This window comes from Sphingobacterium sp. UBA6320 (assembly GCF_002440335.1).
In the GTDB taxonomy this organism is placed as follows: domain Bacteria; phylum Bacteroidota; class Bacteroidia; order Sphingobacteriales; family Sphingobacteriaceae; genus Sphingobacterium.
Window position 1 is genome coordinate 127,907 of the sequence record NZ_DJTA01000014.1, and the last position, 15,908, is coordinate 143,814.

Consider the following 15,908-nt stretch of genomic DNA (forward strand, 5'->3'; position numbering starts at 1 on the left):
ATCCCTAATTTAAGTTATTTTTGCCCTAGATAAAGTAAAATTCAACGATTTTTATGTCAACTCATTTATTATTAACGACTTGCTACTTACCCCCAGTTTCTTATTTTCATTGTATTCAACAAAATACGTTGCCTATTTTGATTGAGAAGTTCGATAATTTCCAAAAACAAACCTATCGATCAAGAGCACGTATTGCGACTGCGAATGGTATACAGGAATTGATTGTACCTATTCAGCATAGTAAAAGAGAACGTTCTCCAATGTCTGAAAAACGAATTTCTTATGAATTTGATTGGCAAAGGTTGCATTGGTTAAGCCTGCAGGCGGCCTATCGAAATTCTGCCTATTTTGAATATTACGAGGATGATTTTGCTCAATTTTACACGAAAAAGTTTGACTTTTTATTTGATTTCAATATTGCTCAATTAGAACTTTTATTAAAGTCATTAAAATTGAAACGTGAATTGTCTTTTACAGATGAGTATTTTAAAGCAGTGCCCGATGCGTTGGATTTTAGAGATCGTATTCATCCTAAGAAAGAAAGCCTTCTATTAAATCCTAAACCTTATTATCAGGTTTTTGAAGAGAAGAATGGCTTTTATCCAGACTTAAGTATTGTGGATTTATTGTTTAGCCAGGGTCCGCAATCAAAAAATTATTTTTAATATATTTAAGCTTGTACAAAACTTTTCGATCCTATTATTGTTTTGCAATAATAGATTCATTTTTTATGAAGAGAATTTTAACGACTATTTTTTGTCTGTTTTTGTGTTGCTCTGTTTTTGCTCAATCTGGTGTCGATACTTTACATTATCGTAAGGTTTACTATTTTGGAGGGACAGGTATGGGCTTTCCGTTGGGTAAGACTAAAGAGGTTTTATCACCAAAATTCTCTGGTAGTTTAGGATTGGACATTTCTTTAAAAAATCCTAAATATTATCTTTATCCTGCTTTATATACATTGTCTTTTGATTATGATCAAAAAATTCAGGATAATCAATATCCTTTTAAGATCGAGGATGCAAATGCTAATTTTTACACTTTTTCATTGGCAGGAGGCATTCGTAAGCAACTGAAAAAATTGAATGCTTATGCTTATGCAGGTCCCGGCGTGGGTTTGCTGACCGAACCTAGGGTAAAGGTGGATGCGATGAATAATATTGCTAAAATTGAAAACCAGAAGAAATTTTCTTTTTCTGGTAAATTAGGTGTTGGTGCTGACTATCGTTTCAATGGTTTTTTCCTCGGTTTGGAAATCGGCTATCTGCATTCTTTTAATAAAATTCAAGAAACACCCATCAATATTATGACTGTCATGGTTGGACTAAAGTCTGATATAACAGGATTAGGTGATAAGGTGATTAAAGTAATCGGTGTGGAAGGGTCAATTAGTGGAAAAGAGCAGCAATAAAATGCTCTTTTCCATGAACGGATCTTAGTTGTGGATTTTAACAAAATCTTCTAATTTTTCTCCTTTTTGATCTGAGATTTGGTTGATAATAATCTTAAAGGCTTCTAGACGGGCTTTTTTCTTATTATCCGTTTCAATTTCAATCCATGGTGACAGCTTTGTTCCAGTAGATTTAAATAATGTTTTGATATAGCTGGTGTAATCATTCCATTTTTCCTGAGCTTGTTGGTCTAGCGGTCCAATTTTCCATTGTTTAAGGACATCAGTTTTTCTTTCCTCCAATCTTTTAGCTTGCTCTTCTTTAGAGATGGTTAAGAAAAATTTGATTAAGATAATACCGTCTTGTATCAACAGCTCTTCGACTTCATTGACTTGTTTTAAAAACAGGTTGTGCTGTTCTTGGGTGCAAAATTCAAAAACGGGCTCGACTACTGCTCGATTGTACCAGCTTCTGTCGAAGAATACGATCTCGCCGGCATTGGGCAGCTGCTTGAAGTAACGTTGAAAATACCATTGGGTGGATTCTTCTGCTGAAGGCTTGGGTAGACTCACTACACGTAGTTTTTTAGGATTTAAATATTCAACTAACCTTTCTATAGTACCACCTTTGCCTGCCGCATCCCTTCCTTCGAAAATAATCAGGACACGTTTGTTTTCTTTAATGACTTTATTTTGAATTGACGTGAGCTCAATTTGTAACTCATGTAATTCTTTTTCATATTCATATGTTTCTAAAAACTTTTTTTCCTTAATTACCTTTTGATCGATTAAGTATTGAAAAACCTCTTTGTTGTTTAAAATGTTTACGAAATCTTCTAAATTGAAATCTGCCATATTGATGGTGCTTTAATGTATGTGACAATGCTATAACAATAAATATACGGGAGAAGTTTAAAGTAACTTGCATATTGCATTATTTATTTTAAACAAATAATAAACGGTCACATATCACGTTATATAATAAAAGCATGTGCTCGCAAAGGGATCTGTAAGAGCATAAATTATTTTTAAAATGAGATTTAAAAAATAATTTTTTTAAAAAAAATATAACGAAGCACAATAATTCAAAAATGCGGTCGTTTTAATTACAAATACTTTTCATAAAATAGGTTAATATATGGCTAACGATAAGCTTGAGGTTCCCCACTTCAAGCTTTTCTATTTTTAAGTAACGTATGTAAATAGGAAGTCAATTTTTTTTTAAACTGAGGAGTTCTCATTTTGAGAACCTATTTTTGCGTTCAAATCATTAGAAATGGAACACATTAAAAACGTTAATGCCTATATTGCGGTCGAAAGAAATCAACTCCTTGTCCATCCTCTTTATTCTAAAATAAAAACTATTGAAGATCTGCAGGTTTTTATGCAGGGACATATCTATGCAGTTTGGGATTTTATGTCGCTATTAAAGGCATTGCAACAAAAACTAACCTGTACAACTACTCCATGGTATCCTTCAAAATTTCCCAACACGAGATATTTAATTAATGAAATTGTTGTTGCTGAGGAATCGGATGAGTATATCGACGGTAGAAGATTAAGTCACTTTGAGATGTATCTGGATGCGTTGCATGCGCTGGGAGGGGATAGCCATGAAATTAATCAATTTTTGGAACAGGTATATGCAGGTTCCGCTGTATTGCAGGTGATCGAAGATAGTGCTTTGCACCCCAATATAAAACAGTTTTTGGCATTTACTTTTGATGTTATCGAAAATGGTAGCGCACATGAGATCGCTGCAGCATTCACATTTGGTCGCGAAGATTTGATTCCCGATATGTTTTCATCGATACTGAAAGAGATCCAGCTCAATTTTCCAGACTCTAATTTAGAAAAACTATTGTACTACTTTGAGAGACATATCGAGTTGGATGGTGATGAACATGGGCCGCTGGCGATGAAGATGATTATGGAACTCTGTGGTGATGATGCTTCGAAGTGGAAGCAAGTTGAAGAAGTTTCTAAATTAGCCTTAGAAAAGAGAATTAAATTGTGGGATGCGATTGATTCGGCGTTATAAATGATTGATGGAAGTTTAATTATAGGATTATTGTAATTTAATATAAGCATTCTATATTTGTCATAGATCAATAGACTAGTTATAAGCACTTATGTTTTTTCAATACATACTAGAAGTATGGAAATCTTTGACAAGAAGAAGAGTCCGTGTTTTTATCGAAGAAAAAGAATATGAATTGCTCGATGCTAAATCGGGCAATTTTTCTGTTATTACCTATAATATCGCGGGACTTCCTCAAGTAATCTCATCTGCTAAAACAGATCGGTCTTCTAGTATTGCACATATTGGGTCGCTCGTGAATGATTTTGATGTCGCCCATATTCAAGAGGACTTTAATTATAACTATTATTTGTACCAAAGCGGTAATTTGCATCCTTATCGTACGATCAGTATGGGATTAGCTATATTTGGTGATGGACTGGATAGTTTGTCTAAATATCCGATCACCAATTTTAAGCGGGTCGAATGGCAGAATAGGACCGGTTCTGATCGATTGACTCCAAAGGGCTTTAGTCATTGTACGATGCATCTTGCTTTGGGCGTTGCGGTTGATTTTTATAATATTCATGCCAATTCACAGGATCACCCTAGGGCTGCAAAAGCTAGAAGAGCAAATTATCTTCAGTTGGCAAATTATATCAATAAACATTCCGTTGGAAAAGCTATCATAGTCGCCGGAGATTTCAATTCCCATTTTGCTTTTTCAGAAGACAATCTAGAAGAATTTATGGTTAAGACGCATTTGCAAGATAGCTGGATAATGCTCGAGCGTGATGATGTGATGCCTACGATAGATCCTTTATTTTTATGTATGGATATTATGGATATCGATAATGAATCCGAATCGATTGATAAAATCATGTTTAGAAGCAATGAACAGATCACTTTGATGCCAAAAAAATATGAAGTGGAACGCGAAAAGTTTGTAGATAAATTGGGAGAACCGTTATCGGATCATTGGCCGGTTTCTGTTGTTTTCGATTGGATGATAAATGAGTAGCGGATACTTGCTATTTTTTTGAGTTTAGATATAAATGCTCAAGAACGGAGAAGGTATAGGAACGGAGAAGGTATAGGAATGGGGGAGGAGATCATCTGAACTAGTGTAAAATTATGATAAAGAATGAATCTGTGTTATATAGCTTTAAAATATTATTGTGTATAAAACAAATTCTATAATTTTGAAAGAAAAATATATGGCTAACGCAACAGGATATTTGAAAAAGTTACGCTTAGAGGCTAAAAAAAATTTAATTGAGGGCGAAGTGTTTCTTAAGGAAAATGCGCTGCGGGATACAGTTATTAGTTTACCGTCGGGTTTGCAGTATGAAATCATTGTGGAAGGAACAGGTAAAAGCCCAAAATTGACCAATAGTGTCAAATGCTTTTACGAAGGCCGGCTCATCAACGGTACTATCTTTGATTCTACAGAGAAACGTAAAAAGCCTGCTTCGTTTCCTGTTAACGAGGTCATCGCTGGTTGGACCGAAGCCTTGCAATTGATGAAGGAAGGTAGTAAATGGCGGTTGTTTATTCCAGCTTCGCTAGGGTATGGTGAATTGAGTGTTTCAAAAGAAATTGGTGGAAATGCAGTATTAATATTTGAAGTAGAATTGGTTTCTGTTCATTAGAATAAGTGATGACACACGGTGCTCTGGTTTTGCTATAAAATCTTTCAATGAGCATGCTCAACAAGGTTACTTGCCATCATAATTAATCTTTAAGCTTTTTTAATGCGTTCATATCTCGCATTATTCAGAATAAAAATATAGGTTTGTAGTATGAAAATATTGCAAACCGTTTCTTTGGAAGATGTTCGTGTATTTGCTCCCATAGGATTTTACGAGGAAGAGCAGATCTTAGGAAATGAATTTTTGGTACATGCTGTAGTAAGTTTTGATGCAGGAATCGATGATCATGAAAATTTAGATAAGACTGTTAATTACGAGATCTTATATCAAATTATCCATCAGGTGATGAAACGTAAACGTAAACTTTTGGAGTCGGCGGCTCATGAAATTTTGAAAGCTATCCATGCAAAATTTTCTTTTGCGAAAACAATCGATGTATCTATTAAAAAATTGAATCCCCCTTTTGGTGGTGATTCTGCTCATTCAAAAGTTGCCGTTCGTTACTGTAGCTCATCTTGCTGATAAAGCGGACAAAGATCATCAATGAAAGTGATATCTCTTTAAACAAACAGTCTCGTCTGTTTTTAAGAAGATGACGGATATTGGTATAGTAGGCATGGTTCAACACATCATCAAAGACAAGGTCTAGATTAGTTCTTGTCTTTTTTTGTGTCCTATCTTTTATGTTTGATGTCAGCAAGGAAGGGGTGGGGGGAGGGATCTAGGTAGTGAGAACAATTTAAAATTCTTATTTATCACATATTTTTTGAAGAGGTAGCTGTTGCCTCAATATATCACAGGTTAGCAGTAGGCAGATAGGATTTATTTTTCAATGTTATTGATTAATGGTTGTCTTATATCATCTTTTAGTTTATATATTGATTGTATGTGTTTGTAATTGAGTATTTTATTTGTATTTACGATGTTTTGGATAGTTTGAGCTCAGTGATCATGAACATTTTTTTGAAGGATATTTCAGTTTAATTTTACAATTTTTTATCATTCGAAATGTCCATCAATGTAGGTTAAATGAAATCAAAATCTAAAATAGAAGTTATTCGTAATGTGAGCTTAATAACATCTTAAGCCAACTTCTCTATTTGTCTTTTTTGAATTAAGGTGTAAATAAGGCGATATATCGTATTATTTACCTAAAGGCTTACTCTGGTGTTCGAAGTGAAAAGATAAGCTTACATAGGGCCTTAAAATTGTTGAGTTGAATTGCTAAGATCACGTGACATGTAGCTTGGACTTTTGTAGGTGATAGGCCGCATACTTAGGTCATTAAATTATATCGTTTCTTTAATGAGCCATGCAAGACTAGAAAGGATGATTATTTACAGTTTTTGAAAAAAATAAGTTAAATGATAAATTTTATGATAAAACTAAAGGTTTATATATTTTATGCTTTACATCTGGTTTGTAGTGTTTTATAATGTAAATTTTATTCCATCTGTTGCAACAATATACTACTGGAATATCGGAATCAAATTTGATTCTAATATCTAGTTGAAGATGTTTTTTTTGAAAGATGAATCAGCTATATGCCTGATTTGTGTCCTTAATAGTCCTGTCACAAACTTAAAAGCTCTACTTTAATTTATATCATAACTAAGGCTAATGAGTATTGATGTGGGTGTTAATGTTTTTATGTATTCATTGTCAGTTATTTAAAGTTGTTTTTGCATATATCTGTATCTATAATTGCAACGTTATTTTTATTGCTATTATTTTTAGTATTTCTCATATTGGAGAGCAAAAGATTTATAAAAAATACATGGGTCATATAAGTTAGCGTAATTTAATTAAAAATAGCATTGCGAATTTCATAATTATAAATACAATAAATTTGTTTTTCAAATTTTTATATTATCTTATGTGAAGTTATTGTTTATATTTTTTTCATAAAAAAATGGATAACTTATTTCGGTTTATCAACTATTAAGTTAACGCATAATTATGCTTTTTTCAATCATAATTATCTTAAAATTTTGATGTCATAAATGGTAATATCTCATGCGGGTATAAAAAGTGAATGAAGGTGGGCAGTTCTTGGCTTTTGTAATGATACGATGATTTCAAATAAGGTATCTAAATAGTAGGATTGATGAAGTTGCCTTTAATATTTGGAGTGTTGTTTTATATTTATTAAAAAATGAATTACCTTCATTCAAATTTTATTTTATGAAAAAATTCATACTCTTACTTTTATGTTTGTTCGTTGTATTAGTTGGAAAAAGTCAAACACATCGTTTATTATTTCAAACGGATTACGGAAACTTTAAAGTTCTTTTATATGATTATACCCCCGAACATCGTGATCTTATCTTAAAATCTATTGAGGCAAAAGTTTATAAAGATGCTTTGTTCAATCGCATTATTTCGGATTTTGTGGTGCAGGGGGGAGAGCATGATATTGATATTGAAAAGCGTGAGGCTGCAGATCCAACAAAGCAAAAACCACGTCTTGCTCCAGAATTTAACGAAAGCGCATTTCACAAAGTTGGAGCTTTGGGGGCAGGAAGAGATGGTAATTCAGAAAAGGCATCTTTCCTGAATCAAATCTATTTTGTAGTTGGTAAAAAGATAACAGCAAGTGAACTTGATGCTTTGGAATTGAAAAAGAATATTAAGTATACAGCTGATCAGCGTTCAACTTATTTAAAAATTGGGGGGCAGCCTCGATTAGATCATGATTTCACCGTGTTTGGAGAAATTTACGAAGGTTTGGATGTGATTTTAAAAATCAGTAAAGTGAAAACAGACTCTCAAGATTATCCGTTGCAGCAAGTTCGCTTTGAACTATCAGAAATTAAAGATTAAGATTTTGATACCTCGCCCATTCTTCTATAAATGGATGGCGCTATATCGTTGTATTGATCTGTGGTGATCGTAAAAAGTCAGCATAAAAATCAGGTATTCCACTGCCTTTTATTGCATTCGTTACCGCTGAAATATCATAAGGGATACGGATGATTTTAGCTTGTATCTTATCTTCTAATAGTTGCAACAAGAGATAAGTGGCATCTCTAATTTCTTCCTTTGAACGGCCGACCGAACCGGTGTTCATGGCCCATTTGTTAGCAATAGGTTTGATATAAGAAATATGCGTGTGGCCCATAATCAATATGTCAGCATTTGTTTCGTCGAATATCTGTTTAAAAGTGATGTCTGGCTCTGATTCGTAGAGGTATTGTTCATTGCTTTTTAAGCTACCATGCACCAACTGGATACGCCAATTTTTGGTTTTTACTTTAAAATCGAATTGCATTGAATATGGAAGCTGACTTAAATATAGCTTGTTTTCTTCATTTATGATCTTTTTAGAGTGATTAATGGCTTGTATGCGGCAAGCTGTTTCTTTTTCATCATGCTTTTCCAAAGGTATTACCGGATAGTCAAATGCAATACGTTCATCGTGATTTCCCATGATACACGGGATCTTTTCTGATCGGATACATTCGATTACTTCATTACTCCAGGGAGCAAAATCCACTAGATCGCCGAGACAATAGGTGTACCCAATTTTTCTTGCGTCAATATCTTCTAATACGGCTTTCAATGCTGGTAGATTGCCGTGTATATCGCTAAAAATCGCTATCTGTATCATCTTATCATTTAGAGGTAATAAAAGTAACGTAATAGATCAAGTATTTATGGTGTTTTTTACAGATTTAATAGCTGTTTGTAGTTGTTTTTAACTTTTAATATAGCACTTTTTTGAACGCTCATAGGGCTAACAATAGCCATTAAAGCCATCGTTTTTTTTCCACTTCAAATAAAAATTAGAAAATATAAATGAAATTCGAAATCATTTTATATTTTGCCCTCTTAAATATTTAAATACATATGGCTTCAGGTATATTTGCAATATTGGACGATATTGCTGCTTTAATGGATGATGTTGCGGTTACAAGTAAAATTGCTGCGAGTAAGACCGCAGGAATTCTAGGTGATGATTTGGCCGTAAATGCGGAGAAAGCAACTGGATTCCTCTCTTCTCGTGAAATTCCAGTATTATGGGCCATTACAAAAGGTTCATTAATTAATAAAGTTATAATTGTACCGATAGCCTTGTTGCTTAATGTTTTTTTTCCTATTGCAATTAAATTTATTCTGATTATAGGCGGTATCTATTTAGCCTATGAAGGTGTTGAAAAAATCATAGAATACCTGTTTCATAGGCAAAAAACTGGACATGAAGTGGTTGTTGAAAATGAAGAAAATAATACGGAGCTAGAAAAAGTAAAAGTTAAATCTGCGATTACAACTGATTTTATATTATCGGTTGAGATCGTTATTATAGCTCTAGGGACAGTATTGAATGAAAGTTTAACCATTCAGATTTTAACGGTATCTGTGGTCGCTATATTTGCGACAATCGGTGTTTACGGTATCGTAGCTTTGATAGTCCGTATGGATGATGCCGGATATAGATTAATTAAACGATCAGACAATCAGGGGGTTGTTTCAAAATTTGGATATCTGTTAGTAAATTCTTTACCCATTGTCATTAAATTATTGGCAGTGGTTGGAACTATCGCATTGATATTAGTATCCGGTGGTATTTTTGATCATAATATTGATTATTTACATCATTTTCTTCCTAATGTCCCATCTATGGTAAAACAGGTCGGTTATGGGGTAGTAGCGGGTTTATTGGCGGTTTTGCTGATGACTGTTGGTAAAAGGGTTTTCGCTAAAAAATGAATTAATTGATGCTATTATTATGATTGACGGATTATATCTATGTTACAGGTCGTCAACCGTGAATAGGTTAGAGAGAATTAAGTAGCTCTCTTTAAAAAGAATGATGCTGCTTCAATTATTGTTTTATATCGATAAAAAAATACGCAATGGACAATTGATGGAGCAGGGTTAATGGTGATTGTAAATAGTAAGTTTTTAGTATCAACATAATATACTAAATGGGGATGTTTAAAATTTATCCTCAGATACATAAAACATAAATGAAATATGTGCGTTACTTTTTTAGATAATCACATCATGCATTTAACTATTTTAATCATGTTCAACCTTCTGTACCTGCTAGCCTTCATTATTCTTATATTAATAATTGTTTTTTTATACAAAGTATACTTCAAATGTTACCATAAGTGGGAAGCACGCGAAGTAGATAATAAATACCCGGTTTGGTTTTGTGTAAAATGTGGTATAATGAAAAAAGAATCATAAAACAGCAGTATCTCAAATTTCTTTATCTTAATTTTTTGATGTGAAGAAAGGAGCTTATATTCATAAAAAAGAGTAGGATCATACCTACTCTTTTTTATGAATATATCTTTTTAGGGTGATTATAGCTCCTAATTGAAATAAAGTCGTTGCTTGATGTTTACGTTTAAGATCATTCATCGTTTTTTCAATGGAAGATAGGCTGTAAGGAACTACCCCTTTGTTTTTTAACTCAATTGAAATTTCTTGTTGTGTCTTTCCTTTAAGGAGTGAGTCTATAATTAGCTTTTCAAATTCAGTGTGCATTTTATAAAGTTAAACATTTTCTAATAACTGCTTTTATGTTTCAGCAGGAAACCTCTTTAAACAATTAAATTATCGAGACTACTACTTTCTATTGGATTTATTGCATATGCATATTTTGAGCGTTTTTTTATGTTTGGATGGGCATTAAAGGCATCAATATTGATGTGATTTGTTTTTATTTGACCAGTTGATAAAGTTTTATAATTTCTTGAGTCACTAATTCCGGATCGTCATAGAAAACATAATGTTCCGCATTTTCGGCTAAAATATAGGTGCGATTTTTATTATCCAATGCAAATCTTTTTAATCCATTTTTAAATTGTTGTCTATCTTCTCCCTCAAATGGAGTGATTCCAGAGGCGATGATGGTAAGCGGTGTTTTGACTGCAGGTGCAACTTTGCGCATTACTTCACTAGTATTTTCATAGTTTAGAACAAGATGATAAAATCCTATACTTTCCTTTTTAATTGCTGCAATGCTATCTATGAATAGATTTTTCGTATAGGTGGCTCGTTGCGAAGTCATAAAATAAGGACTTACGATGTCAATAAACACTGCGCCTTTAACTTTATTCGGGTTATTAGAGATAAATTTCATAACATAATTTCCTCCTAATGAGTGGGCTACAAAGAAATAATTTCCCGTAAACTTCAATTTATTGAGCGCTAAATCTAGATCTTTGACCTCAGTTGTGATATTGATGTTGTTTGTGTCAATTTCGCTTTTTCCAAATCCGGCACGATCGTAGGTTATGAGCGGTGCCTCGATTCGTTGACTTAGCCTTTTACATATTTCTGTCCAGACAGAGCCATCATTACCAGCTCCAGATTCAAATATAATAGGTATTCCTGCGCCGGTTTTGATATTAAAATGTAGTTTGTGACTACCTACATCTACCAGTGTATCTATCGTCTGACCAATAGCGGCTGCTTGAAATAGCATCATCATTGCTGTGATAAGCGAATACATTATTTTCATATTATGTTTTATATGTCACCATTGTTCAAACTTAGATAAATTTGTTCATTTGTATGATATCCAAGTGGGGTTATATCAAATTAACCGATTAAATAAAGTGGAGTGATGTTATAGTTGGTTTACACATAGTTAGTGGATGATTGAATTAATGGCGATTTTCAATAATCTTGTGAAACCCTATTAATCTTATTGTCAATGGAATTGCTTAAAAATAACTTTTCTTCAATTGTTTTTTCAATATCTATGTTTAGTTTCTTTTTAATAGAAAAAATTATTCTTAAATTGCTTTGGTACTTCGTTTTGAATAGGATCTGTTGTATTTATTTTTCATTTATCGTCTAAAAACTAAAAAACTTCATCAAATAATATAAGTAAGAATGAAAAGATGTATCAAACAAATTGGAAGGACTTTACTGCTAGTTGCGGTAGGATTGTCTTCATTTAATCAAGCAGACGCTTGTACGAGAGTTGTTTATAAAGGCCCAAATAACACAATCCTCACAGCTCGCAGTATGGATTTTTCAATTCCAATTCCCTCTAATTTGTGGCTATTTCCGAGAAATATGGAACGTGATGGGAGTACTGGAAAAAATACAGTAAAATGGACTTCTAAATATGGTAGTATGACGACAAGTTCGTGGGATATTGCCGTATCTGACGGTATGAATGAAAAGGGGTTGGTTGCGAATTTACTTTGGCTAGTAAGTTCAAAGTATCCTGAATTTTCGAAAGAGGGTACAGGTAAAAAAGGATTGTCAGTTTCATTGTGGGCTCAATATGCATTAGATAATTTTGCTACCGTAGCAGAGGCTGTAGCTCATTTTAGTAAAGAAGAATTTGTTGTCGTTACAGATTTTATTCCAGGGACTGATAAGTTTACGACTGTACATCTTTCCATGTCAGATGCGACTGGGGACAATGCTATTTTGGAATATATAAATGGAAAATTAGTTATCCATCATGATCCTTCTTATACCGTAATGACCAATGATCCTATATTTGAAGAACAATTGGCAATCAATGAATATTGGAAAGGAATTCCGGGCAATATATTTCTTCCTGGTACAAATAGGGCTGCTGATCGCTATGTAAGGGCATCTTATTATATCAAAGCCATTCCACAAACGGACGACATTCGAATAGCTTTAGCTGGTGCATTTAGTGTCATCAGACAATGTTCTGTACCTTATGGTATATCTACCGAAGGTTTTCCCAATCTATCTACAACAAGATGGAGAACAGTTTCAGACCAAAAAAATCTTGTGTACTATTTTGAAGATGCGCTCAGTCCAAATGCGATCTGGGTAGACTTGAAAAAAATGGATTTCAGTAATAATGCAAAAGTAAAGAAATTGGCACTGGATCAGAACCAAATCTATGCGGGTGAAACATCGGGCAAGTTTTTAGATGCTAAACCTTTTGTATTTCAGGGAATATAAATTGAATTCAAAATAAGATATTCAGCTAAATCCAATTGTTAGCTCTAATCGTATAGAAATACAAAATTCTCTATTCGAGTGCTCTAATCCACTAAAAAAGAAAAGCCCAACCTAAGTTGAGCTTTTCTTTTTGTGGAGCCGGAGAGATTCGAACCTTTCCTGTAACTCGCTGATTTAATATCTTTTATAAGTCGTGCTTTTGCAAGGTCTCGATTTGGTCTCGCTAAGGCATTTTCCTAAATTCCCTATGTCTTATTACTAAACAAATATACGAAATAAACATGTTAATATGGCATTGGATGTAGTAAATATGGTTGGCTAAGTTTATGTTTTTGAGTAGGTTATTGTTTTATTTTTAGTCAGGTCATGTTATCCAATGCCTTTTTGATTTTACAACTTATATTTGTCAAATTTATAAAGTCTGGTGTAGTTCTTTTGTTTTCCTTTGTTTAGTTATTATAAATCTTTGAGGTATATCTTAAATAAATCAAGTATGGATTGTAAATCCACTTGGCCATTATAATAAAGTGCACTGCTGTTAATATATAATTGACCAAGTTGTTGTTTTACTTTGGTGTCTTCTAATAAAAAAGCTTGATTTTGAGAAAGAGGAATTCCGAAATCTACACTAGGGAATCTACGTTGTTTATGGGCTAAATATTCGGGTGTGCCGATAAAATCTATTACTTCTTGTTGATTAAGTAGTTGATATACATCATAATATTGGCGCATGAAGTTCACTTGATTATCCCCGGAACTTTGCATATTCCGAAATTTGGTTGCTATAGTTTGTAGTTTTTCTACAAAGGTATAACGCATATCATAACATGGAATTTGCAGGGCTCTATTATCTATTAAATCAATCGATGCTCCTAGCGCCTTGTCAAATGCCCATGATGATATATTCATTGGGCTGTTTGGGGCTACATTATCAAATCCTACTTCTAATAAAATTCCTTCTTTTAATCCTGGCAATGCGTTAAAAAAGGAGTTGTAAATTAATCTTATTCCTCCGCTTCGATAATAATCAGTGTCGTCAAAGACAGTATCCCTTTCAACAGCTACAATTCCATCTATCTTGATTTCATCTGCCAAGCTGTTGTAGAAGTTTAGTCTCTTGGCAACATTGTTTGTATTGGTATTTTTAGGATTTTCATTTATTCCCAATGTTGCATCAGGATGAATATGGATATCAATGTCCTCTGAAAATCTATCAATTATTTTATATGCTTTTGATAGGGAAGTACCCCCTTTTAATTCAAACCGAAAGCCTAATGTTTTTAGGCCGTATAGGCAGTGCATAATCCAATAATCTTTTTCGATCAGTATCGGATCTATTGCTCTAGCTTCAGATTCTGCAAGTAGTAGATCTTTGAAGTTTTTGTGATGATGCAGATACATAGTTCTATACTAATTCATTTATTATTTTTTTAGCTTTTATAGATCCATATCTATCAGCATTCTTTTTAAGAAGCTCTTTATTAAGTTGCTGTACCTTTGACTTTAGATTATGGATTAGGATCTGCTCGTCTTCACCCAAGCTTTTTATATTGTTTAATAGATCGATAACTAAGTATTCGGATGACAGCTGTTTGGGGAATTTGGGCTTACGTCTAAATTGATAAACCTTATTGCCAAGTTTGACATCTTCATGTTTTTTATGATTGTATATACTTTTACTATTATAGAGCTGTGTTGTTCCTAATCCTAATGAATTGTAATAATTAGGGGATGTTATCAAAAAATCGTCTCCTTTTAGGTATTTCTTTATAACATCTCTCTCTTCAGGAGCGGAATCTCCGAAAGCAGTTTTTTTAGGTGCATAGTATAGGCCTTGAGCTAGTTTTTTAAGACTGCCTTCTTGTACTAAGTTAGCTAAATCACGATCTATTGATTTTGATGATTTTGCTAAATCTTCTCTACGATATACTTGTCCTTTTCGTATTGATTTCCGTAAGTTATCCAGCTTATACATGATTCAAATGTATGAAATAAAATTCAAATTTCATGCAAAATGAATTTAAAATTTTTAAGTATTTGGTTTTTAAAACGCTGTATTTAAGCATTCTGTTCAATTTTGTAGATTGTCTATGGCTTTGTGGTTTATAGATTAGATCAATTTATGTATATGCTCAACTTCTAATCCCCATAACAAACAAAATTCACCTAAAGTAACAGCCTGATGAGCATTTGCTTGAAAATTTTAAATTGAATTGCTTATTAATCGCATCAAATGATACAGGTGATTATTTTTTAGGTTGGGTAGAGACTATTTCTCATGCATATAGTATAAGATGATGGGGCAAAAGATGCGATAGTGGGGCAAAAGTCGGGCAATATAGCATGAAGTGATTATATTTATTGCTGACAAAGAGATGTGTTTTTAATTGTGCAACTCCCCGTTGCACAATTGATATATAAAGACTAGCTTATTTGCTGTTCAATAATTTTTCTAAAAGTTCTACTTTAGATTTTTCGGATTCGAGAAGGCGTTCGTAGAGCTTTTTGTTTTCTTCATGAGATTCGATGAGTTTTTCAATGGGATTGAATGTCATCTCACATTTGTAGTTGACACCAGAAGCGTTGTCGTGGAATGTGCTGGAAATAATATTTATTGCAGACTCCTCGTTAAAATGCTGGATTGCTTCTGAGCTAACATTTAAGATTTTGGCAACTTGCTCTAATATGTCCTTCTCGATACTTTCTTTAGCCTCAAGTTGTGAAACCTTTTTTTGAGTCCAACCATCACCTAGTTCATAAGCTAGTGTTTCTTGTTTGATACCTAACATTTCGCGGAAACGTTTAATGTTTCTTCCTTCGTGAACTTGATTTGTCTTTTCCATTTCCATTCTTATGATAACAAAGATATGTAACTGTTTCTATCTGATGAAACTAATTTAAAAATTAAACACGGATATTTTATACGCTT

16 protein-coding genes are annotated in these 15,908 nt (G+C 33.2%); 9 read left to right on the forward strand and 7 right to left on the reverse strand.

All coding sequences use genetic code 11. The annotated features are described in order from the left end of the window. Positions 1-53 precede the first annotated feature (53 nt). A complete protein-coding gene (locus tag B3P23_RS08790) occupies positions 54-665 on the forward strand; it encodes a WbqC family protein (protein ID WP_293925394.1) in 612 nt (203 codons plus the stop codon). A gap of 65 nt (positions 666-730) precedes the next feature. After that, positions 731-1,411, forward strand: a complete 681-nt coding sequence (locus B3P23_RS08795; RefSeq protein ID WP_045756176.1) for an outer membrane beta-barrel protein — start codon at positions 731-733, stop codon at positions 1,409-1,411. A gap of 24 nt (positions 1,412-1,435) precedes the next feature. Here B3P23_RS08795 and ppk2 read toward each other — a convergent pair whose 3' ends face one another. Then, positions 1,436-2,245, reverse strand: coding sequence for a polyphosphate kinase 2 (ppk2, locus tag B3P23_RS08800; protein ID WP_293925395.1), 810 nt, complete (start codon positions 2,243-2,245; stop codon positions 1,436-1,438). 421 nt (positions 2,246-2,666) lie between these two features. Here ppk2 and B3P23_RS08805 point away from each other — a divergent pair, with 421 nt between their 5' ends. From B3P23_RS08805 to B3P23_RS08825, 5 genes are all read left to right on the forward strand, one after another. After that, the gene (locus B3P23_RS08805) at positions 2,667-3,431 is read left to right on the forward strand and encodes a DUF3050 domain-containing protein (RefSeq protein WP_293925396.1); all 765 of its coding nucleotides are present in this window, start codon (positions 2,667-2,669) and stop codon (positions 3,429-3,431) included. Positions 3,432-3,558: 127 nt separating this feature from the next. Next, positions 3,559-4,431 carry an endonuclease/exonuclease/phosphatase family protein gene (locus tag B3P23_RS08810; protein WP_293925397.1) on the forward strand — a complete coding sequence of 291 codons (873 nt, stop codon included), beginning with the start codon at positions 3,559-3,561 and terminating at the stop codon, positions 4,429-4,431. A 196-nt stretch (positions 4,432-4,627) separates the two neighbouring features. After that, positions 4,628-5,062, forward strand: coding sequence for an FKBP-type peptidyl-prolyl cis-trans isomerase (locus B3P23_RS08815; RefSeq protein WP_248754281.1), 435 nt, complete (start codon positions 4,628-4,630; stop codon positions 5,060-5,062). A gap of 150 nt (positions 5,063-5,212) precedes the next feature. Next, entirely contained in the window at positions 5,213-5,584 is a 372-nt protein-coding gene (folB, locus tag B3P23_RS08820; protein WP_293925398.1) for a dihydroneopterin aldolase, read from the forward strand. Between the two features lie 1,662 nt (positions 5,585-7,246). Further along, positions 7,247-7,885 (forward strand): peptidylprolyl isomerase, encoded by a 639-nt coding sequence (locus B3P23_RS08825; RefSeq protein ID WP_045752225.1) that lies wholly within the window; start codon positions 7,247-7,249, stop codon positions 7,883-7,885. Between the two features lie 40 nt (positions 7,886-7,925). On the opposite strand, the gene B3P23_RS08830 is transcribed toward B3P23_RS08825, so the two are convergent. Then, entirely contained in the window at positions 7,926-8,672 is a 747-nt protein-coding gene (locus B3P23_RS08830; RefSeq protein ID WP_293925399.1) for a metallophosphoesterase family protein, read from the reverse strand. A 239-nt stretch (positions 8,673-8,911) separates the two neighbouring features. On the opposite strand from B3P23_RS08830, the gene B3P23_RS08835 reads away from it, so the two are divergent. Continuing rightward, positions 8,912-9,772 carry a DUF808 domain-containing protein gene (locus tag B3P23_RS08835; protein ID WP_293925400.1) on the forward strand — a complete coding sequence of 287 codons (861 nt, stop codon included), beginning with the start codon at positions 8,912-8,914 and terminating at the stop codon, positions 9,770-9,772. A 570-nt stretch (positions 9,773-10,342) separates the two neighbouring features. Here B3P23_RS08835 and B3P23_RS08840 read toward each other — a convergent pair. Further along, positions 10,343-10,561: a hypothetical protein gene (locus B3P23_RS08840; protein ID WP_045756062.1), complete on the reverse strand. Its 219-nt coding sequence runs from the start codon at positions 10,559-10,561 to the stop codon at positions 10,343-10,345. A 175-nt stretch (positions 10,562-10,736) separates the two neighbouring features. After that, positions 10,737-11,540, reverse strand: a complete 804-nt coding sequence (locus B3P23_RS08845; protein WP_293925401.1) for an alpha/beta fold hydrolase — start codon at positions 11,538-11,540, stop codon at positions 10,737-10,739. Between the two features lie 377 nt (positions 11,541-11,917). On the opposite strand from B3P23_RS08845, the gene B3P23_RS08850 reads away from it, so the two are divergent. Then, a complete protein-coding gene (locus B3P23_RS08850) occupies positions 11,918-12,979 on the forward strand; it encodes a linear amide C-N hydrolase (RefSeq protein ID WP_094773555.1) in 1,062 nt (353 codons plus the stop codon). Between the two features lie 456 nt (positions 12,980-13,435). Here B3P23_RS08850 and B3P23_RS08855 read toward each other — a convergent pair whose 3' ends face one another. The 3 genes from B3P23_RS08855 to B3P23_RS08865 form a co-directional block, all read right to left on the reverse strand. Next, positions 13,436-14,380, reverse strand: a complete 945-nt coding sequence (locus B3P23_RS08855; protein WP_293925402.1) for a nucleotidyl transferase AbiEii/AbiGii toxin family protein — start codon at positions 14,378-14,380, stop codon at positions 13,436-13,438. Between the two features lie 4 nt (positions 14,381-14,384). Further along, the gene (locus tag B3P23_RS08860; protein ID WP_293925403.1) at positions 14,385-14,954 is read right to left on the reverse strand and encodes a DUF6088 family protein; all 570 of its coding nucleotides are present in this window, start codon (positions 14,952-14,954) and stop codon (positions 14,385-14,387) included. Between the two features lie 454 nt (positions 14,955-15,408). After that, a complete protein-coding gene (locus B3P23_RS08865) occupies positions 15,409-15,828 on the reverse strand; it encodes a helix-turn-helix domain-containing protein (RefSeq protein ID WP_293925404.1) in 420 nt (139 codons plus the stop codon). Positions 15,829-15,908 lie beyond the last annotated feature (80 nt).

Bases quoted from the DNA above. Each gene is read 5' to 3' on its own strand.
- B3P23_RS08790 (WP_293925394.1), top strand. From the start codon at position 54: ATGTCAACTCATTTATTATTAACGACTTGCTACTTACCCCCAGTTTCT.
- B3P23_RS08795 (WP_045756176.1), top strand. From the start codon at position 731: ATGAAGAGAATTTTAACGACTATTTTTTGTCTGTTTTTGTGTTGCTCT.
- ppk2 (WP_293925395.1), bottom strand. From the start codon at position 2,245: ATGGCAGATTTCAATTTAGAAGATTTCGTAAACATTTTAAACAACAAA.
- B3P23_RS08805 (WP_293925396.1), top strand. From the start codon at position 2,667: ATGGAACACATTAAAAACGTTAATGCCTATATTGCGGTCGAAAGAAAT.
- B3P23_RS08815 (WP_248754281.1), top strand. From the start codon at position 4,628: ATGGCTAACGCAACAGGATATTTGAAAAAGTTACGCTTAGAGGCTAAA.
- folB (WP_293925398.1), top strand. From the start codon at position 5,213: ATGAAAATATTGCAAACCGTTTCTTTGGAAGATGTTCGTGTATTTGCT.
- B3P23_RS08825 (WP_045752225.1), top strand. From the start codon at position 7,247: ATGAAAAAATTCATACTCTTACTTTTATGTTTGTTCGTTGTATTAGTT.
- B3P23_RS08830 (WP_293925399.1), bottom strand. From the start codon at position 8,672: ATGATACAGATAGCGATTTTTAGCGATATACACGGCAATCTACCAGCA.
- B3P23_RS08835 (WP_293925400.1), top strand. From the start codon at position 8,912: ATGGCTTCAGGTATATTTGCAATATTGGACGATATTGCTGCTTTAATG.
- B3P23_RS08840 (WP_045756062.1), bottom strand. From the start codon at position 10,561: ATGCACACTGAATTTGAAAAGCTAATTATAGACTCACTCCTTAAAGGA.
- B3P23_RS08845 (WP_293925401.1), bottom strand. From the start codon at position 11,540: ATGAAAATAATGTATTCGCTTATCACAGCAATGATGATGCTATTTCAA.
- B3P23_RS08850 (WP_094773555.1), top strand. From the start codon at position 11,918: ATGAAAAGATGTATCAAACAAATTGGAAGGACTTTACTGCTAGTTGCG.
- B3P23_RS08855 (WP_293925402.1), bottom strand. From the start codon at position 14,380: ATGTATCTGCATCATCACAAAAACTTCAAAGATCTACTACTTGCAGAA.
- B3P23_RS08860 (WP_293925403.1), bottom strand. From the start codon at position 14,954: ATGTATAAGCTGGATAACTTACGGAAATCAATACGAAAAGGACAAGTA.
- B3P23_RS08865 (WP_293925404.1), bottom strand. From the start codon at position 15,828: ATGGAAATGGAAAAGACAAATCAAGTTCACGAAGGAAGAAACATTAAA.